Annotated in this window: 18 protein-coding genes; 10 read left to right on the top strand and 8 right to left on the bottom strand. The window is 33.6% G+C overall.

Annotated features, from left to right (window positions below; translation table 11 throughout):
* Positions 1-1,263 carry a putative DNA modification/repair radical SAM protein gene (locus tag U0D62_RS13300; RefSeq protein WP_322287794.1) on the bottom strand — a complete coding sequence of 421 codons (1,263 nt, stop codon included), beginning with the start codon at positions 1,261-1,263 and terminating at the stop codon, positions 1-3.
* On the bottom strand, positions 1,253-1,633 hold the full coding sequence (locus U0D62_RS13295; protein ID WP_322287793.1) for a DUF559 domain-containing protein: 381 nt from the start codon (positions 1,631-1,633) through the stop codon (positions 1,253-1,255). Before U0D62_RS13295 ends, U0D62_RS13300 begins: the two co-directional genes overlap by 11 nt.
* A gap of 167 nt (positions 1,634-1,800) precedes the next feature.
* Between U0D62_RS13295 and U0D62_RS13290 the strand changes: the two genes are divergently transcribed.
* Positions 1,801-2,571 (top strand): XRE family transcriptional regulator, encoded by a 771-nt coding sequence (locus U0D62_RS13290; RefSeq protein WP_322287792.1) that lies wholly within the window; start codon positions 1,801-1,803, stop codon positions 2,569-2,571.
* A 2-nt stretch (positions 2,572-2,573) separates the two neighbouring features.
* On the opposite strand, the gene U0D62_RS13285 is transcribed toward U0D62_RS13290, so the two are convergent.
* The 5 genes from U0D62_RS13285 to U0D62_RS13265 all read right to left on the bottom strand — a co-directional run bounded on the left by U0D62_RS13285 (position 2,574) and on the right by U0D62_RS13265 (position 10,472).
* Complete coding sequence (locus U0D62_RS13285) at positions 2,574-3,572, bottom strand: App1 family protein (protein ID WP_322287791.1); 999 nt, start codon at positions 3,570-3,572, stop codon at positions 2,574-2,576.
* A gap of 66 nt (positions 3,573-3,638) precedes the next feature.
* On the bottom strand, positions 3,639-6,041 hold the full coding sequence (locus U0D62_RS13280; protein ID WP_322287790.1) for a sodium-translocating pyrophosphatase: 2,403 nt from the start codon (positions 6,039-6,041) through the stop codon (positions 3,639-3,641).
* 114 nt (positions 6,042-6,155) lie between these two features.
* On the bottom strand, positions 6,156-6,686 hold the full coding sequence (locus U0D62_RS13275) for an inorganic diphosphatase (RefSeq protein ID WP_322287789.1): 531 nt from the start codon (positions 6,684-6,686) through the stop codon (positions 6,156-6,158).
* 182 nt (positions 6,687-6,868) lie between these two features.
* The gene (locus U0D62_RS13270) at positions 6,869-9,361 is read right to left on the bottom strand and encodes a DUF5686 and carboxypeptidase-like regulatory domain-containing protein (protein ID WP_322287788.1); all 2,493 of its coding nucleotides are present in this window, start codon (positions 9,359-9,361) and stop codon (positions 6,869-6,871) included.
* 133 nt (positions 9,362-9,494) lie between these two features.
* Positions 9,495-10,472: a pyruvate dehydrogenase complex E1 component subunit beta gene (locus tag U0D62_RS13265; RefSeq protein ID WP_322287787.1), complete on the bottom strand. Its 978-nt coding sequence runs from the start codon at positions 10,470-10,472 to the stop codon at positions 9,495-9,497.
* Positions 10,473-10,634: 162 nt separating this feature from the next.
* On the opposite strand from U0D62_RS13265, the gene U0D62_RS13260 reads away from it, so the two are divergent.
* The 9 genes from U0D62_RS13260 to U0D62_RS13220 all read left to right on the top strand — a co-directional run bounded on the left by U0D62_RS13260 (position 10,635) and on the right by U0D62_RS13220 (position 18,990).
* Positions 10,635-11,381: an electron transfer flavoprotein subunit beta/FixA family protein gene (locus tag U0D62_RS13260; protein WP_322287786.1), complete on the top strand. Its 747-nt coding sequence runs from the start codon at positions 10,635-10,637 to the stop codon at positions 11,379-11,381.
* A gap of 55 nt (positions 11,382-11,436) precedes the next feature.
* Positions 11,437-12,405, top strand: a complete 969-nt coding sequence (locus U0D62_RS13255; protein ID WP_322287785.1) for an electron transfer flavoprotein subunit alpha/FixB family protein — start codon at positions 11,437-11,439, stop codon at positions 12,403-12,405.
* Between the two features lie 88 nt (positions 12,406-12,493).
* A complete protein-coding gene (locus U0D62_RS13250; RefSeq protein WP_322287784.1) occupies positions 12,494-13,111 on the top strand; it encodes a bifunctional nuclease family protein in 618 nt (205 codons plus the stop codon).
* A 52-nt stretch (positions 13,112-13,163) separates the two neighbouring features.
* Positions 13,164-14,864: a nucleoside transporter C-terminal domain-containing protein gene (locus U0D62_RS13245; RefSeq protein ID WP_322287783.1), complete on the top strand. Its 1,701-nt coding sequence runs from the start codon at positions 13,164-13,166 to the stop codon at positions 14,862-14,864.
* A gap of 142 nt (positions 14,865-15,006) precedes the next feature.
* Positions 15,007-15,831: a thymidylate synthase gene (locus U0D62_RS13240; protein ID WP_322287782.1), complete on the top strand. Its 825-nt coding sequence runs from the start codon at positions 15,007-15,009 to the stop codon at positions 15,829-15,831.
* A 22-nt stretch (positions 15,832-15,853) separates the two neighbouring features.
* The gene (locus tag U0D62_RS13235; RefSeq protein WP_322287781.1) at positions 15,854-16,282 is read left to right on the top strand and encodes an energy transducer TonB; all 429 of its coding nucleotides are present in this window, start codon (positions 15,854-15,856) and stop codon (positions 16,280-16,282) included.
* Between the two features lie 103 nt (positions 16,283-16,385).
* Entirely contained in the window at positions 16,386-17,552 is a 1,167-nt protein-coding gene (gene egtB / locus U0D62_RS13230) for an ergothioneine biosynthesis protein EgtB (protein WP_322287780.1), read from the top strand.
* A gap of 140 nt (positions 17,553-17,692) precedes the next feature.
* Positions 17,693-18,667 (top strand): L-histidine N(alpha)-methyltransferase, encoded by a 975-nt coding sequence (egtD, locus tag U0D62_RS13225; protein ID WP_322287779.1) that lies wholly within the window; start codon positions 17,693-17,695, stop codon positions 18,665-18,667.
* 41 nt (positions 18,668-18,708) lie between these two features.
* Complete coding sequence (locus U0D62_RS13220; protein WP_322287778.1) at positions 18,709-18,990, top strand: DUF427 domain-containing protein; 282 nt, start codon at positions 18,709-18,711, stop codon at positions 18,988-18,990.
* A 26-nt stretch (positions 18,991-19,016) separates the two neighbouring features.
* Here the strand turns inward: U0D62_RS13220 and U0D62_RS13215 are convergent, their stop codons facing one another.
* Positions 19,017-19,313: an isoamylase early set domain-containing protein gene (locus U0D62_RS13215; RefSeq protein WP_322287777.1), complete on the bottom strand. Its 297-nt coding sequence runs from the start codon at positions 19,311-19,313 to the stop codon at positions 19,017-19,019.
* Positions 19,314-19,422: the final 109 nt, after the last annotated feature.

The raw sequence follows: 19,422 nt of genomic DNA, 5'->3' as shown, positions 1-19,422 counted from the left end.
TTAGGTAAATAAACTTAATTGATGGTTAAAATGTGCATTGTATTTACTTTTAGAATTAGATAATATTCGATGTTTTAGATCTATGGACGAAAGCTCTTTTTTAAAATAATCTTTTGAATTACAAATGATAAAATATTGTGCCCGATTTAAAGCGATTCCAATAGCTTTGAGATGAGACCAATTTAAGTTTCTGAATTTTCTGGCTTGAATAATTTTGGAAACAGAATTCATTCCAATTCCAGGGATTCGTGCGAGCATTCTTTTATCTGCAACATTTATATCTATAGGAAACAAGTGTAAATTTTTAAGCGCCCAACCCAATTTAGGATCGATATCCAGATCTAAGTTTTTATGAGTATCATTTAGTAATTCTGTGACTGAAAATCCATAAAACCTTAACAACCAATCGGTCTGGTATAATCTGTTTTCTCTCAGTATAGGAACTTTAGTATTTAAAGAAGGAAGGCGATTATCTTCAGTAATGGGAATGTAGCCAGAATAATACACTCTTCTCATATTAAACTTTTTGTAGTAATAAGTTGCTGTGTACATAATATCACGATCACTCTCTCCTGTTGCACCAACAATCATTTGCGTGCTCTGGCCAGCTGGAGCATATCTTGGAGTACTTTTAATAACCTTACATTCGTTTTTATATTGAATAATTTCATTTTTAACCTTTTTCATGGGTTTAATAAAATCTTCGTGTTTTTTGTCTGGTGCCAAAAGTTTTAGACCAGAAATGGTGGGGATTTCTATATTAACACTCAACCGATCTGCATATAAACCTGCCTGTCGCATAAGCTCATCACTGGCACCAGGAATGGATTTAAGATGTATATATCCATTAAAATTTTCTTCAAGTCGGAGTTTTTTTGCCACTGCTACCAACCGTTCCATTGTAAAATCAGCATTTTTAAAAATTCCTGAACTTAGAAATAAACCTTCAATATAATTACGACGATAAAAATTTATTGTAAGATCAACTACTTCTTGGATTTTAAAGGCAGCCCGTTTAATATCATTGCTTTTTCGGGTTACACAATAGGCACAATCATAAATGCAATGATTGGTCAGTAGTATTTTAAGTAGAGAAACGCATCGTCCATCTTCGGTATAACTATGGCATATACCCATCCCGGTATTGTTTCCTAATCCTTTACTTGTGTTAGATCTTTTGCCACCACTACTGGCACAAGAAACATCATATTTGGCGGCATCTGCAAGAATTGATAATTTTTCTCGAATTCTATCAAACGACATAGGAAAGCTCAGGTGTGTGTTTGATTTGATTTTTAATAGCTCTTAAAATTTCTTCTATATCTGTAAGAATTTGATAATCTGTAAACCGAAGTACCGTAATACCTAAGGAATGAATGTATAATCTTTTTTGTTTGTCATTACTATAAACATCAGAAAATTCATGAGCATATCCATCAATTTCAATTGCGATTTTGAGTTGAGGATTATAAAAATCAAAACAATAATTACCGTTTTTATGATCTCTTAAAAAATGATACCCTTTTTCTTTTAACTTTTGATGTAACTGATTTACTGAAGAAATAGAATTATCAAGAGAATGACGAATTATTTTTTCTGATACAGGTTGATGCAAAACAATTTGTGAAGACATAATGGATGGTTTTGTTTGTAATTTTTCCAAATTTATGGAATATTTCCATAAAAATAAAAATAGAATACTGTTAAAATTGGAAATATTCCAAAAAAATGTATCTTTGTTAGGTAATTATCCCAAACCGTTAAGAGCTTGTCTATGATAAAAAATTAAATCTGAATTATATGGATAATTCAACTGACCAAACCATTAAGCGATTTAAACAAATTCGCGAAGAGAACCATTATACCCAATCAGATTTTGCTAAGATTTTGCATATCAAAAATTCTACAGCAGATATTGAACGCGGTAAGACAAAAATTTCAGGAAAAGTTGTTGCAATGTTATTGCAAGAGTTTAATGTAAATCCTTTATGGCTATTTGGAGATAGTAGTCAGAAAAAAATTCAGTTACATCATGGAGATGTTTCACCTAAGGTAGTTACGATAGACTCAAATCATAGTGAGAACATTGTTTTGGTTAATGTAAAAGCTGCCGCCGGATACCCTCACAATGTGCAGGATTTAGATTGGTATCAACAATTACCTGCTTTTGATATTCCACTACCTGAATATCGTAATGCAACATATAGAGGATTTCAAGTCGAAGGAGATAGTATGTTACCTGTTCTGGAACCTAAAGAATGGGTGATAGGAAAAGCTGTAAATAATCTTTCTGAGATAGGTAATAATGCTATTTGTGTTGTTGTACTTGAAGATAGTGTTGTTGTAAAGAAAATAAGAAAAAATGAAGATGCATCTGTTATTACTTTGATTTCATTAAATTCTGAATACTTGCCATACAATATCCAAACTCATCAAATTGTTGAGTTATGGGAGGTGAATAGTAAGTTAAGTTTCAATATTGATGCAAATTCTGATACTGCAAGTATTAAGCAATTGCAAGAAGCTATGCTGGCATTAACTTCAGAGGTTAGGAGTAGTCTAAAAAGCTAAAATTAGGATATAAAGCCAGACATCTTTGCATGTTCTATTGCTTCTTCAGAAGTATTAACTAGGAGGATAGGTGCGGTTTTAAACTTATTAATTATTTTCTTAATACGTTTCTCTTTTCGGGGATGTTTGACATTCCTCAAATAAATAGCTAAAATTCGTCCGGGATGTTCGTTCGAAATTTTGGTGTAGGTATCTGCGTCTTTTTCTCCACTGTCTCCAATTAAAATAAATTTTAAATCTGGGTACGTTTTTAGAATATTTAGAATTTCTGAATATTTATGGGGTAATGTGGGTTTTGGTGTTTTGTCGAATGGAGTTCTAAAATCTCTTAATAAAATGGGACCTTTAGGAAAATTATGTTTCTTAAGAAATGCTACCAGATAGTCATATAGATTCCAAGGACTATTACTTACATAAAACACAGGGTTTACCGAAGAGTTTTGTTTTCCGGATTGTAGTTTTCTATACAAATCGATAGTTCCTTCTATTGGTAATCTTTTATCAAAATTCTTGAAAAAAGTGTTAACTGCAACTTTCCATTTAAACAAAGATGCCACTCCAGTATGCAGTATCGTATCATCGATATCACTTATAATACCATATTCTGCTTGAGAGGAAGGGACAAGCATTTCGCCTTCAAAAATATTGTTGTTGATTATTGATTTATGTTGTTTTTCTTTAAAAGAAACGGTGTAATAAATCCATCCTTGAGCATTGATTAATTCTTTGTTGTTATGTATGTTTTCTTGGAAAAGATAGTATCCTTCGGCATCTGTATAGGTTGAGAATGTTTCTCCGTTAGATAATTTTAGTTCGATTAAAATATTAGGAATTTCATCACTTTCAAATTGCCTATAAATATTTTTTAAGGTTTTTAAGGTTCCGGTATTGCCATTAAATTGAACATTTTCATCTTCTAATGCTCTTCCAACTGCTCTTATAGTAGAAAGGGTTCCATAACCCAAATAAGAATTGATTCGTAAAGGCTTTTTTCTGAACATATTATACCAAAGATAAAAAACCCCGCTTATGAGCAGGGTTCTTTATCAATAAAATTGTGAAAATGATTATTTTAAAGAAGCTTTAATGCTTTCAATTTGAGCTTTTACTTCTTCTTCAGAACCTTTTAGTTCTTTAATTTCTTTATTTATGTTTCCGTTTTGAGAAGTTTCAATAGTAACAATTGCGGTTGCTACTTCGTTTTCTACCTTCATATTAACAGCCATTGTTTTAGTAACTTCCTTGGTATCTATTGATTCTATAACTTCAACGTCTTGAGTTGCAACTGCTGTTTCTGAGGTATGCCCTCCAAGTATTGGAGCGATAACAAGACCTATAAGACAGGTTAATTTAATCAAGATATTCATAGACGGTCCTGAAGTATCTTTGAATGGATCTCCAACAGTATCACCAGTTACAGCTGCTTTATGAGCATCAGAACCTTTATAGGTCATTTCTCCATTAATTTCTACACCTGCTTCAAAAGATTTTTTTGCATTATCCCATGCTCCACCAGCATTATTTTGAAAAATAGCCCATAATACACCACTCACAGTTACTCCAGCCATATATCCTCCTAACATCTCTGCAATTGCTACATTATCCATTCCGAATAACAATGGAACAAAAGCAATTATTAACGGGAATCCAATGGTTAATAATCCAGGTAACATCATTTCTTTTAAAGATGCTTTGGTAGAAATAGCAACACACTTATCGTATTCAGGTTTTCCGGTACCTTCCATAATTCCTGCAATGTCTCTAAATTGACGACGAACTTCTTGTACCATTTCCATTGCGGCTTTACCTACTGCGTTCATTGCCAAAGCTGAGAATACAACTGGAACCATACCTCCAACAAATAACATTGCTAATACCGGTGCTTTAAAAATATTAATACCATCGATTCCTGTAAAAGTTACATAAGCGGCAAATAAAGCTAAAGATGTTAAGGCAGCAGATGCGATTGCAAATCCTTTTCCTGTTGCTGCTGTTGTATTACCAACTGAGTCTAGTATATCTGTACGTTCTCTAACAATAGGTTCTTGCTCACTCATCTCGGCAATACCACCAGCATTATCAGATATTGGTCCAAAAGCATCAATTGCTAATTGCATTGCAGTTGTTGCCATCATTGCAGATGCTGCCAAAGCTACACCATAAAATCCTGCAAAGGCATAAGATGCCCAAATAGCCCCAGCAAATAATAATACTGAAGGGAATGTAGAAATCATCCCTGTTGCTAGACCCGCAATAATGTTGGTTCCAGCACCTGTGCTTGATTGTTGTACAATTTTGAGAATAGGTGACTTACCTAATCCTGTATAATATTCAGTTACTGATGAGATCACTGCTCCTACTGCTAAACCAACTAAGGTTGCATAAAAAACTCTCATTGAGGAAATTTGTATAGCACCTTCTCCAAAGAACTCCATAGTCATAGTCTCAGGAAGCATCCATTTACATAATGTAAAACAAGCTACTGCTACTAAGATGATCGAGGTCCAGTTACCAATATTGAGGGCTCCCATTACTTGAGCTTCTTTAGCATCATTATTTTTAATTTTAACTAGCATAGTACCTATTACTGAAATGATAATACCAACACCTGCAATTGCCATAGGTAATAGAATTGGTCCAATACCTCCAAAAGCATCTGTGATAGAACCACCCATATCTTTGATCACGTAGTTACCTAATACCATTGCCGCAAGTACTGTTGCTACATAAGATCCAAATAAATCAGCACCCATACCAGCAACATCACCTACATTATCACCTACATTATCTGCTATGGTAGCAGGGTTACGAGGATCATCTTCAGGAATACCTGCTTCTACTTTACCAACAAGGTCAGCTCCTACATCTGCTGCTTTGGTATAAATACCTCCACCTACTCGAGCGAATAATGCAATAGATTCTGCTCCTAAAGAAAATCCAGCTAATGTTTCTAAGACTATTGTCATTTTATCTGTGGAAACCCATTCGCCTCCCATAAAAATGTTATAAAATATAATAAAGAAAGCGGTTAGACCCAACACGGCTAGCCCTGCAACTCCAAGCCCCATTACGGTACCACCACCAAAAGATATTTTAAGTGCATTTGGTAAACTGGTACGAGCAGCTTGCGTAGTTCTAACATTTGTTTTGGTAGCAATCTTCATCCCTATATTTCCAGCAAAAGCAGAGAATACAGCTCCAAAAACAAAGGCAATCACAATTAACCAATGTGTTGTATCTACTACTATTGAAACTACAAATAATAAGATGCTCACTACTACAACAAATATTGCAAGTAATTTATATTCTGCATTTAAGAAAGCTAAGGCACCTTTATAAATATGATCTGAAATTTCTTTCATTTTACCATCGCCAGCATCTTGTTTCATTACCCAAGATTTTTTAACAAGCATATAAATTAGCCCTAGTAATGCCAAAGCAATTGGCATATAAATCATATTTGATTCCATTAAGTATCTTTTTAGTTAAATTAAGTTGCTAAAAGTAGTAAATTCATCTAAATATAAAAAGCGCAATATTTTTAGAAAAATATTGCGCTTTTTAGAGGTTTTTAGAGCTGTAATTTAAGAAATGCTAAATAAACCTTCAGGTTTGTTTTCTATTTCCTGAAAACGCTTTACACAAGCTTTTATGATATCTTTAGCTTCATCTATGTTACCCCATCCGCCTACATCTACTTTTTTCTTCTCTAAATCTTTATATACTTGAAAAAAGTGCTCTATTTCTTTTATTAAATGAGGATTCATTTCTTTAAGGTCTGCAAGTCGACTCGCAATTGGGTCAGCAATAGGTACGCAAATAATTTTTTCATCAGGACCTTTTTCATCAGCCATATGGAAAACTCCAATAGGTTTTACTTCCATTACACAACCTGGAAAAGTAGGCTCTGTAACCAATACTAAAACGTCTAAAGGATCTCCGTCCAATGCTAGAGTTTCTGGGATAAAACCATAATCAGCAGGATACATCATCGAAGAAAATATCATGCGATCATATCGTATCTTTTTTATGTCAAAATCGTACTCGTATTTGTTTCTACTTCCTTTAGGTATTTCTATTAGTACATCAAAGCTTTCTTTAGTAGCTGCGCTCATAATCTTATTCTCTTTTTTATGGGCGGCAAAGATAGGTATTACAAGAGGTTGGATGAAATTTATAAGTAAAAATTATCGATTTTTTTGCGAATTTTTAATGTAAAGTTAAACTACAACGTTTTCAGCATAGTAATATATCATTAAACAGAGAGAAAAAGCTATAGTTTTAAGTAGATAATATGCTAAAAATAAAATCCAAAAGAACCAGTAACTCCAAAATTTCGAGCATCAGGGTTGTCAAAATAATTTCCTCTAAAATGAAAATCAATTCTGAAGATTTTAAAAATGTTTCCTACTCCTAGACTATATTCCCAGTAGATTTCATCATCAGGAGCAAGTAAAATTTCGTTAGACGGAGCGCTTAATAAAATGTTTTCGTCTGATAACTGTCCCCAAGCTCCTCTTATACCCACTAATTCTCGCAAGTTCAATTTTCGCAAAAATGGAATTCTTGAAAAGATACGTCCGTTGAAATTGTGTTCTAAATGAAGCGTAGCATAGGTGTCTGTAACAAATTCATAAAAATTAAGTAGTGGAAAAGTATTGTAAATGGATAAATATGTCTGATTACCTGGTATTACACTAAGTAAACCAAGAGGTACATCTCCAAAAGTTTTTCCAACTTCTAATGTACTGTTAAGTCTTCCGAAACCACCAATATTCCATGGTTGTTGGTATAAGAATTGAATTTTTTGATATTCAAAATCACTTTCTAATATATCTTCCAGACCTACGCTATAATTTAAAAAGAGGGTAGCAAAATCTCCGTCGTTTACAGTAACTCTATCTACACCATAGCCTGTTGTTTTTCTACCAGGAAAATAAGCAATTGATGTTGCTATCTCGGTTTGTTTGATTTCACTTTCAAGTAGTCCAGTATCCTCATCGATAAAATCTAAACTAAATAACGAACGATCCGCAGGTTTTAAAGATCTAAAAGAACCTGTGACGCCTACAGTAAGATTTTTTCTAGGTTCTAACTGCATAGAAAAAGCAGATAAGTTAATAGAAGTCAATCTGTCATTGTCTCCAGTGGCAATTATTGAAGAAGAAGCAAGACTTCTACCTTCTACATCATTGGTGTTGGTTAAACTAGCTCCTAACTGTTCTACATCTCTTCGGTTTCCAGCAGATACGATTAATCTGGATTTTCTATCTACAAGATATTTTCCTGATATACCATACTTGAATTTTTGATCTTTAAATCCATAGGCTCCATATCCTTCAATTCTCCATCTGTCATTTGCCGTAAAATATGTTCTACCACCTGCACGTAATCTCCAACCCTCAATGTCATTAAATCCAACTGTAGAAAATAAAGGTCCAAAATCAAAACCATCAAATTCAATATATCCTGTAGCAAGAATGGTTCCTATATTGTATAATCGTTTAAATGCCTTTACAGTTCTTAAGGTATCCAGTAACTTATATACTTTCTTCTCATCTTTATTTAATTCTTCCATTCTGGCATTGGCCCAAAAAGAATCCGCTCTATTATATATATCCTGATCATAAGGATCTACCTGGGTTTGATAGAATTTTTTATCCTTCTTGATATCAAATTTATAGTTGTCATATAAAGTGGTTCGTTTCCCGTAAACACCACGAGATTTTTCTTTTTTACTAAAAGCAAAATCAGATTGAAAATAATCTTTGGTAATTAGAAATATAGAATCATTAAGTACATCAAACTCTTGCTCAATATATAAATCCTTTACCCAGTTAATATTAGCACTTTTTGTAACCTCAAGATTAATATCTTTGATTGCCCAGGTGGTATCATTTACCCAAAAATCTCCTTTAAAGGTAAGTTCATTCTTACGTCTTGGGTAGTATACAATATTATAGCACCATTTGTTATCGATATATGCACTATCTGTCAATACATAGTTATATACATCAATTCCTGTTCGGGATAATGGACTGGTAAAACTTTTATCAAAAAACTTTAAGTAATTGTCATAAACATCATAATCAGAATAGAGATCTTTTACAAAAGCAATCAGTGTTTGATTGTCGCTAAATCCAGCATTCTTGTTTCCTGTGAGTACTTCTTTAAGCTCATTGATGTCATTATCCCCGTAAACTTTTGAAATGGCTTCATTTAGAAATATAGGGAGATAAGTTTTTCCGGTAATCCTAGAGGTGTCTATATCATCAAAAATAAACTCCATACCATTAAAAATCCTACTGTTAACCAAGGCGCTATCTATGGTGTTAAGATCAAATTCAAGCTTTTCATATTTATCGTATTGATATTGCTTAAATTTTTTAACTCCATTTGCCCGTCGATTTCCCCAGATTTTTCTTAGGATATCAATTGCAGGGTTATTTTTTTTAGAAGTTTTTCCTTTAAATATAACTACTTCATCTAATGCAGCTGCTTCTTCTTCAAGAACTACTTCCATTTTATAAGTAACTTTCTGAGAAAGTGGTATGGTTTTAGTCTCAAAACCTATAAAAGAAATCTTTATACTATTATGATTGCCTTCAGACTCCATATAGAAACGTCCATTCTCATCAGTAATGGTACCTATAGTAGAATTAACAAAAACTACATTGGCAAATGGTATAGGTTGCTTGTTACCATCATAAACGCGACCACCAACTTTAGTTTGTCCAAAAAGAAAAGTATTACCTAAAGCAAATAAAACCCCTAAAACCCAATATTTCATTCAATGTTATTAAAATGAATAATACGACTAATAATAATTCAATTGATCATGCAACTTTCGAGCCATTTTTTATCTTTTAAGATAATTTTGGTCAACTTATAAGTTGATGAAACGCAAAATAAAAGGGATCATTTTATTTATACATTACTTTTTTGACAGCTTTAACAACATCTTTACTATTTGGCAACCATTCTTCTAATAGAACAGGAGAATAAGGTGTTGGTGTATCTGCTGTATTTATCTTTAAAATAGGAGCATCCAGATAATCAAATATGTTTGACTGAACTTGATATGTGATTTCTGAAGCAATATTTGCCAGTGGCCATGCTTCCTCAAGTATAATAAGTCGATTTGTTTTTTTGACAGAAGTAAAAATAGCATCAAGATCTAGTGGTCGAACTGTTCTCAAGTCAATAACTTCACAAGAAATATTCTCTTTAGCTAACTCATCTGCAGCTTTTTGAGCTTCTTTAATGATTTTTCCAAAAGATACTATAGTAACATCATTTCCTTCTCTTATGATATCTGCTACTCCTAGTGGAATGGTGTATTCTCCTTCAGGAACTTCTCCTTTATCTCCGTACATTTGTTCACTTTCCATGAAAATAACAGGATCATTATCTCTGATAGCGGATTTTAGCAAACCTTTAGCATCTTTAGGGTTAGAAGGTACTACAACCTTAAGTCCTGGAGTATTTGCAAACCAATTCTCAAAAGCTTGTGAGTGCGTAGCTCCTAATTGTCCTGCGGATGCAGTAGGACCTCTAAATACAATAGGAATATTGAATTGTCCTCCACTCATTTGACGCATTTTTGCTGCGTTGTTAATGATCTGATCAATCCCTACCAAAGAAAAATTAAAGGTCATAAATTCAATAATTGGACGATTGCCGTTCATGGCACTACCAACGCCAATTCCTGCGAAACCTAATTCAGAAATAGGAGTATCTAATACACGGTCTGGGCCAAATTCTGCCAACATACCTTTACTCGCTTTATATGCTCCGTTATATTCTGCAACCTCTTCTCCCATTAAATAGATGGATTCATCACGGCGCATTTCTTCGCTCATTGCTTCACAAATTGCTTCTCTGAATTGTATGGTCTTCATGGATAAAATAATTATTTTTGCTATACGAAAGGCAAAAGTAGCAATTAATCCCCTTTACTTATGGGAGAATAATAAAAAATTTATTATGCGTGCATAGTAAATTAGACTTTTTATTTGTACCTTCGCCTTTATTATTAAATTCTCAAAAAATACCTATATAAAATGAAGATATTAGTTTGTATTAGCCATGTGCCAGACACAACTTCTAAAATTAATTTTACGGATGGAGATACCAAATTTGATACCAATGGGGTTCAATTCGTAATTAACCCTAATGATGAGTTTGGATTAACTCGTGCTATGTGGTTTAAAGAAAAACAAGGAGCTTCTGTAGATGTAGTTAATGTTGGTGGATCAGAGACAGAACCTACATTGCGAAAAGCTCTTGCTATTGGAGCAGATAACGCAATAAGAGTAAATACTGAAGCTACTGATGGATTTTACGTGGCAAAACAATTAGCAAAAGTAGTAGAAGATGGTGGTTATGATCTTGTAATTGCTGGGAGAGAATCCATTGATTATAATGGAGGAATGGTTCCAGGTATGTTGGCAGCATTAACAGGTGCTAATTTTGTTAATACTTGTATCGGATTAGAAATAGATGGAGATACAGCTACCGCGACTCGTGAGATAGATGGAGGTAAAGAAACATCTACTACAAAGTTACCTTTAGTCGTTGGAGGACAAAAAGGATTAGTAGAAGAGAGTGATCTTAGAATACCAAATATGAGAGGAATTATGATGGCTCGTAAAAAACCTCTTAATGTAGTAGAGCCTGTTGATTCTAATGCAGAAACAAAGGCTGTGCAGTTTCAAAAACCTGCTCCAAAAGGAGATGTTACTTTAGTAGATCCCGAAAATGTGGGTCAATTAGTAGAGTTATTACATAACGAAGCTAAGGTAATTTAATAAATAAATAAAATAAACGCTGACATCAGATCAGCATCAAAAAATATAAAACAATATGTCCGTTTTAGTATATACAGAAAGTGAAGGAGGGAAATTTAAGAAAGCAGCCTTCGAAGTAGCATCCTATGCAAAAGAAGTAGCGGGTATGCTTGGAACTACAGTAACCGCAGTAAGTGTTAATGGTGGTGATAGTAGTGAGTTGGGAGCATATGGAGTAGATAAGGTATTAGAAGTTAAAGAAGATAAATTAACTGGATTTAATGCAAAAGCTTATGCAAGTGCAATAAGACAAGCTGCAGAAAAAGAAAACGCTAGTGTGGTAGTTGTAAGTTCTAGTGCTGATAGTAAGTTTTTGGCGCCTTTAGTAGCAGTTCATCTTAATGCAGGATATGCTTCTAATGTTGTGTCTTTACCAGAAAGTGCAGCACCTTTTAAAGTAAAACGTACCGCATTTACAAACAAAGCATTTAATATTACAGAGATTTCTACAGATGTTAAGGTAATTGGATTATCTAATAACGCTTTTGGTCTCAAAGAAAATTCAGGTGCAGCAACGGCTGAAGGTTTTGAACCTTCTCTTTCTGATGCAGATTTTGGAGTTACAGTAACCGCTGTAGATAAGGCAACGGATAAAGTTTCTATTGCTGATGCAGAGATTGTTGTTTCTGGAGGTAGAGGCCTTAAAGGACCTGAGAATTGGGGATTAATAGAAGAACTTGCAGGAGTTCTTGGTGCAGCTACTGCTTGTTCTAAGCCTGTAAGTGATATGGGATGGAGACCTCATAGCGAACACGTTGGGCAAACAGGAAAACCTGTAGCTTCTAATTTGTATATCGCAGTAGGAGTTTCTGGAGCGATTCAACATCTTGCAGGAATTAACTCAAGTAAGGTTAAAGTGGTGATTAATAATGACCCTGAAGCACCTTTCTTTAAAGCGGCGGACTACGGAATAGTGGGCGATGCGTTTGAAGTGGTGCCGAAACTTATCGAAAAATTAAAGGAATTTAAGGCGAATAACGCATAATTTTCATAAATTGTGCCCAATTAAGGGCTGTTTGAACCTAGGTAAAAGTCCGTTTGTTCAAACAGCTCTTTTTTATTGAAAAAAAACTATGAGTTTAGTTCGTCTGAACATAAAAGGAATATCGTACAGTCAAACCCAAAATGGTGCTTATGCATTAATTTTAAGTGAGGTCGATGGAGAGAGAAAGTTGCCAATCGTTATTGGTGCATTTGAAGCACAATCAATAGCAATTGCTTTAGAAAAGGAAATTAAACCTCCAAGACCATTGACTCATGATCTTTTTAAGAATTTCGCAGATCGGTTCGATATTGTGGTAAAACAAGTAATTATCCATAAGCTTGTTGACGGTGTTTTTTATTCCAGTGTGATTTGTGAACGTGATAAGATTGAAGAAATTATAGATGCTAGAACTAGTGATGCCATTGCTTTGGCATTACGTTTTCAAGCACCGATATTCACATATAAAAATATTTTGGATCAGGCAGGTATTTATCTTAAGGTTAACCCTAAAAAAGAAGATGAAAACGACCCTGAAAGTTTATTGGTTGATGAATTAGTCTCAGATGATGTAGAAATGGTAGGTAAAGAAACCAGTTACCAGGACTTATCTTTAGAAGAACTCAATCGAATGCTGGATCAAGCTGTAGCTAGTGAAGATTATGAACTTGCAGCAAGAATAAGAGATGAAATCTCCAAGAGAGGATAAATTTCATCAATGTTGATCGATCTAGTACATGTTTAAAATGATTTCAGTTTTTATGAAAAAAGGATTACTTACTTTCCTGTTTACAATATTTACTTTTACTTTATTATCAGCTCAGTCTATAGAAAAAAAATGGATTTTAGAAACTGTTAAGGGTGAATCTGAAGAGGTTTTTGAAGCCAGTAAAAATGATTATCTACAATTAAATAAAGGGTTATTTTCTTATTCTTTTGAGAATAAATCAGAATCACTTAAAGGAGATTATTTAAGACAAAATAATGTACTTTTATTATTCCCAGATGTTGCAGAAGATTCTTTGATAAAGTATAAAATTAATATTATCACTGATTCTACATTGGTATTATCTAAGAAGGGAGTTCAATATTCATTAGTTACAGAAAAAGAAACTGTACAAGTTGTAGAAACAATCGAGACTGCAGAGTTGATACCAAACCAAGGTTTCTCACTTAATAGCTTGTGGAGAGGGGTCTTAGGTATGATCGTTCTTTTAATAATTGCATTTTTATTTAGCAGTAACCGAAAAGCTATAAACTGGAAAACTATTGGTATAGGCTTGGGAGCTCAACTTGTTTTAGCAGTTGGAGTCTTGAAAATTAGTTTTGTTCAAAAGCTTTTTGAATTTGTAGGAAAAATATTTGTTAAGATCTTAGATTTTACTGCAGCAGGAAGCGAGTTTCTTTTGGGAGGGATGATGGATGTTGATAGTTTCGGATTTATATTCTTATTTCAAGTATTACCAACGATTATTTTCTTTTCAGCATTGACATCAGTATTGTTTTATTTGGGAGTTATCCAAATTGTAGTGAAAGGAATGGCTTGGGTATTAACAAAATTAATGGGGATTTCAGGAGCAGAAAGCCTTAGTGTCGCGGGAAATATATTTTTAGGTCAAACCGAAGCTCCATTGATGATTAAAGCTTATTTAGAACGAATGACACGTTCAGAAATTCTATTAGTAATGATAGGAGGGATGGCAACTGTTGCCGGAGGTGTCTTGGCAGCTTATATAGGCTTTTTAGGAGGAGATGATCCGGTATTGAGATTAGAATTTGCAAAACACTTGTTAGCGGCTTCTGTGATGGCTGCACCTGGAGCTATAGTGATTTCTAAATTGTTATACCCACAACAGGAAAAGGTTGATACTGATGTAAAAGTTTCTTCAGATAAAATAGGTTCTAATATATTAGATGCAATAGCTAATGGAACAACCGAAGGGTTGAAACTTGCTGCAAACGTTGGTGCAATGCTCTTAGTTTTTATAGCATTTATCGCTATGATAAATTATGGTTTTGGTAAAATGGGAGAATGGACAGGTCTTAACCAGTTCTTAGCTAATAACACTCCTTATGATAGATTTTCATTAGAAGCAGTTCTTGGTACCGTGTTCGCACCATTAATGTGGTTAATTGGTGTGGCCAAAGAAGATATGATGCTTATGGGGCAATTATTGGGTATTAAACTTGCAGCGAGTGAGTTTGTAGGTTATATCCAATTAGCAGATCTTAAAAACCCTGCTAATCCATTGCACCTTACATATAACAAATCGGTCATTATGGCAACCTATATGCTTTGTGGTTTTGCAAATTTTGCTTCCATTGGGATACAAATAGGAGGAATCGGTTCATTGGCTCCTGGTCAACGTAAAACCTTATCAGAATTTGGAATGAGAGCTTTAATTGGAGGTACTATTGCTTCCTTGCTATCCGCTACTATTGCTGGAATGATCATAGGTTAAAACTTGTTGTATATTGTAGTTGTTGAAAACTATTGGACAACTAACCCATAATCAAACGATTGAAAACTATCTCGTATATGTTTTTTTGTATATTTGACAGAATAATCATTGATCAAATATAGCCTAAATCTACAAAAGAAATATGAAGCAATATCTGGATCTAGTGCGTCATGTACTAGAAAATGGAAATGAAAAGGAAGACAGGACTGGCACAGGAACTAAAAGCGTTTTTGGATATCAAATGCGTTTTGATCTTAGTGAGGGTTTTCCTATGGTGACTACAAAAAAACTCCATTTAAAATCAATAATTTATGAACTATTATGGTTTTTAAAAGGAGAAACAAATATTAATTATCTTCAGGAAAATGGAGTTAGAATTTGGAATGAGTGGGCAGATGAAAACGGAGATTTAGGACCTGTTTATGGTCACCAATGGCGTAATTGGAATAATGATGAGATTGACCAGATAAAAGAAGTTATAGAATCATTAAAGAATAACCCAGATAGTCGCCGTATGTTGGTATCTGCTTGGAATCCAAGTGTATTACCAGATACGTCAAAATCTTTTTCTGAAAATGTATCTGATGGAAAAGCCGCATTACCACCTTGTCATGCATTTTTTCAGTTTTATGTTGCAGATGGTAAATTGTCTTGTCAATTATATCAACGCAGCGCAGATATATTTCTTGGAGTGCCTTTTAACATAGCTTCATATGCTTTGTTTACCATGATGATGGCACAAGTATGTGGATATAAAGCTGGAGAATTTATACATACATTTGGAGACGCTCATATATATAATAACCATAGAGAACAGCTTGAATTACAGCTATCTCGAACCCCTAAAAAATTACCTAGAATTGTATTGAATCCGGAGGTGAAAAATATTTTTGGCTTCGTTTTTGATGATTTCAGGTTAGAAGACTATGATCCGCATCCTCATATCAAAGGTGCAGTAGCAGTCTGACCCCAATTTAAACTAGAGTACTATGAAGAAACTATTACTTATTTTAACAATTCTATTTTCAACATTTTCCTTTTCCCAGGATAATATTATTTTATCTCAAGAAAATGCCAATGAAAAAGGAATTACACCGATATGGCCAAAATGTGATCGCTCAACCAGGCAGACCCCATCACAATGTTTTGGACAGAAACTAAGAGATCACATTATTAGAAATTTTCAATATCCAGAGTTAGCATTAAATGAAGGTTTGAGCGGTACCGTTACTGTAGAATTTATTGTTAATAAAAAAGGGAAAGTAGAAATACTTGAAGTAACTGGAGCGCATAGATATCTGCAAAGAGAAGCTATCAGAATTATCAGAGCAATTCCTAAAATGAAACCAGGTAAATGGGGAGAAAAACCGATCGCTATTGCCTATACGGTTCCGATTACTTTTAGGAAACCACAGTAATGTCAAAAATACTTTTAACATTGGATTAACTTTGATCTAAAGTTAAAGAAAAATAAAAATCATTAAATTTGAGTGTATTCGTAAACCGGATACACTTTTTTTTATGATTGTTATTGATAGTTTACTTACCCTTTTTTTGCAAACACGTTCTGATACAGAAGAGATTTGCGCACCCCTCGAAACTGAAGATTATGTAGTACAACCCTTAGTAGATGTATCGCCTCCTAAATGGCATTTGGGACATACAACGTGGTTTTTTGAAGAATTTATTTTGGATAAGTATAAGCCAGGTTATAAACGTTTTCATCCTGAATTTGCTTACGTATTTAATAGTTACTACGAAAGCGTAGGCAAACGAGTAGTTAGAACCAATAGAGGTAATCTTTCCAGACCCACTGTTCAGAAAGTGTATGAATATCGAGATTATGTTACTTCGCACTTACAATCATTTCTTGAAGAAGTCGAAAATGAAGAAATTAACTCGCTTGTAGAAATTGGTATTCATCATGAGAAACAACATCAAGAATTATTACTAACTGATATCAAATATATATTAGGTAATAATCCTTTACTTCCTAAATATAATGATACCTTTTCAGAGAACCCTGTTATAAAGTCTTCTACAGAATATATTGTAGTAGAAGAAGGTATGTACGATATAGGTCATACCGGAAGTGACTTTTGCTATGATAATGAATTGGGTGCGCACAAAGTGTTTTTACAACAATATGCGATATCTAATAATCTGGTTACAAATAGAGAATTTCTTGAGTTTATTGAGGATAGTGGATATAAAAATAGTCTTTTATGGCATGCAGAAGCCTGGGATTGGATCCAGAATAATAATATAAATGCTCCTCAATATTGGCATAATGTCAACGGACAGTATAAACAATATACACTACAAGGACTAAAAGAATTACATCTGGATGCTCCGGTTACTCATATCTCTTATTATGAGGCGTTTGCTTTTTCTCAATGGAAAGGAGAACGTTTACCTACTGAGTTTGAATGGGAAGCTGCACAACCATTTTTTGATTGGGGAGCACGATGGGAATGGACAGAAAGTGCTTATTCACCTTATCCCAATTATACAAAAGCACCTGGTGCTTTGGGAGAATATAATGGCAAATTTATGGTTAATCAAAAAGTGTTGAGAGGTGGATCGGTTGCAACTCCACAAAATCATACACGACCTACCTATCGTAACTTTTTTCATCCATATCTTAGATGGCAATTTACTGGATTTCGATTAGTTAGAGATCTTTAATTTTCATTTTCATGAAACAAACCCAGATAGCTTTTAAAAATATTCTTGTAAAATAGATATAGCCTCATTTTTAATGTAAGGACTAATGATATATTACGTTCTTAATACATTAACAAATCATAATTGTAAAAAACAAACTTGTGAACTCAAAAGATCAAAAAGTAATCGTTTCAAATTTTGAAAAAGAAGTATATGAGGGTTTAACCGCCTTTCCTAAATATTTATCATCAAAGTTTTTTTATGATGAAGTAGGTGATAAGTTGTTTCAGGAAATAATGAACTTACCAGAATATTATCTTACCAGAGCTGAATACGAAATTTTTGAAACTCATAAAGCTGATATTGTTAAAAGTTTTGATGAAAATCAAGAAGGTTTTGATCTTATCGAATTGGGAGCAGGTGATGGTAAAAAAACGAAGGTACTTTTAAAAGAATTATCTGATAAAAACTATGATTTTACTTATAACCCAATAGATATTAGCCAAAACGCTATTGATGGATTGGTTCAGAACTTAAATTCTGAAATGCCAGCGATCAGTGTTCAAGGACAAGTTGGGGAATATTTTGAAGTTTTGGATCGATTACAACATATTAGTGATCGCAAAAAAGTGATCATGGTTTTAGGTTCTAATATTGGTAATTTAATGCATTCTAGAGCGATTCAGTTTTTAAAACAATTATGTGGTGTTATGAATCCTGGTGATTTACTTTTTATGGGATTTGATCAAAAGAAACATCCTCAGAAAGTTTTAGATGCTTATAACGACAAAACGGGTGTAACGGCAGCATTTAATAAAAATGTTTTGACCAGGATAAATAAAGAACTTGAAGGTAATTTTGATCTTGATGCTTTTATTCATTGGGAAGTGTATGATCCTGAGAGTGGTACAGCAAAAAGCTATTTAGTTAGCACTAAAAAGCAAACTGTAGATATTGATTGCCTATCCCTGCAAGTTCATTTTGAAGCTTGGGAGAGTATTCATACCGAGATTTCTCAAAAATATGACGATGATATCGTAAAATGGCTGGCAGAAGAATCTGGACTTACAATTAAAGGTGCGTTTACTGATAAAGAAAATAATTATAAAGATTATTTAATCTCAAAAATCAAATAATTTTAAACTTAAAAAGAGTTTAATCTATAAAAATAAAGACTATGAAAGCAATTTGGAACGGGCAAATTCTGGCAGAAAGTAATGATACTAAAATGGTAGAGAATAATCATTATTTTCCTCCAGAAGCTATAAAGAAAGAATTCTTTAAATCCAGCAAGACACATACGAACTGCCCTTGGAAAGGAATGGCGTCATACTATACTATAGAAGTCGACGGAAAACAAAATCAAGATGCAGCCTGGTACTACCCAGAAACTAGTGACCTGGCAAAGCAAATTAAAGGATACGTGGCATTTTGGAAAGGTGTTGAGGTAGTAGAATAATACTCCTCAACACCTTTCAAACTTTACTATAAAACCAGTAAACTATTGTCAGCAGAAGCAAAATCATTCCACTGATATCCATCTGCCTCGATTTCATTGGTCCATTCTCCATCTACAACATATTTGAATTCAAATTTATTGTCTTTTGGAAGATCTAGAGTTCCTTTAAAATTTCCATTTTTCAGCTTTTTAAGAACAGTAGCTTCTGTGTTCCATTCATTAAACTCTCCTGCTACACTAACACTTTTTGCATCCTTGGCAGGAACAATAAAAGTGACTTTACAAATTGGTTTAGATTTTAAATACTGTTTGGTAATCGCCATAATTTAAGTTTACTATTAATAATTGGTTAATTAATCAGATGTTAAATTACTATAAAACTTGAAACCAGAAAAGTCCGAAACATTAGATTTTCAGTAATTTAATCAACAT

The sequence above is a fragment of the Aquimarina callyspongiae genome, from assembly GCF_034322225.1.
GTDB lineage: Bacteria > Bacteroidota > Bacteroidia > Flavobacteriales > Flavobacteriaceae > Aquimarina.
Note: the sequence above shows the minus strand (reverse complement) of the source record. Positions and strands in the feature narration are given on the sequence as shown.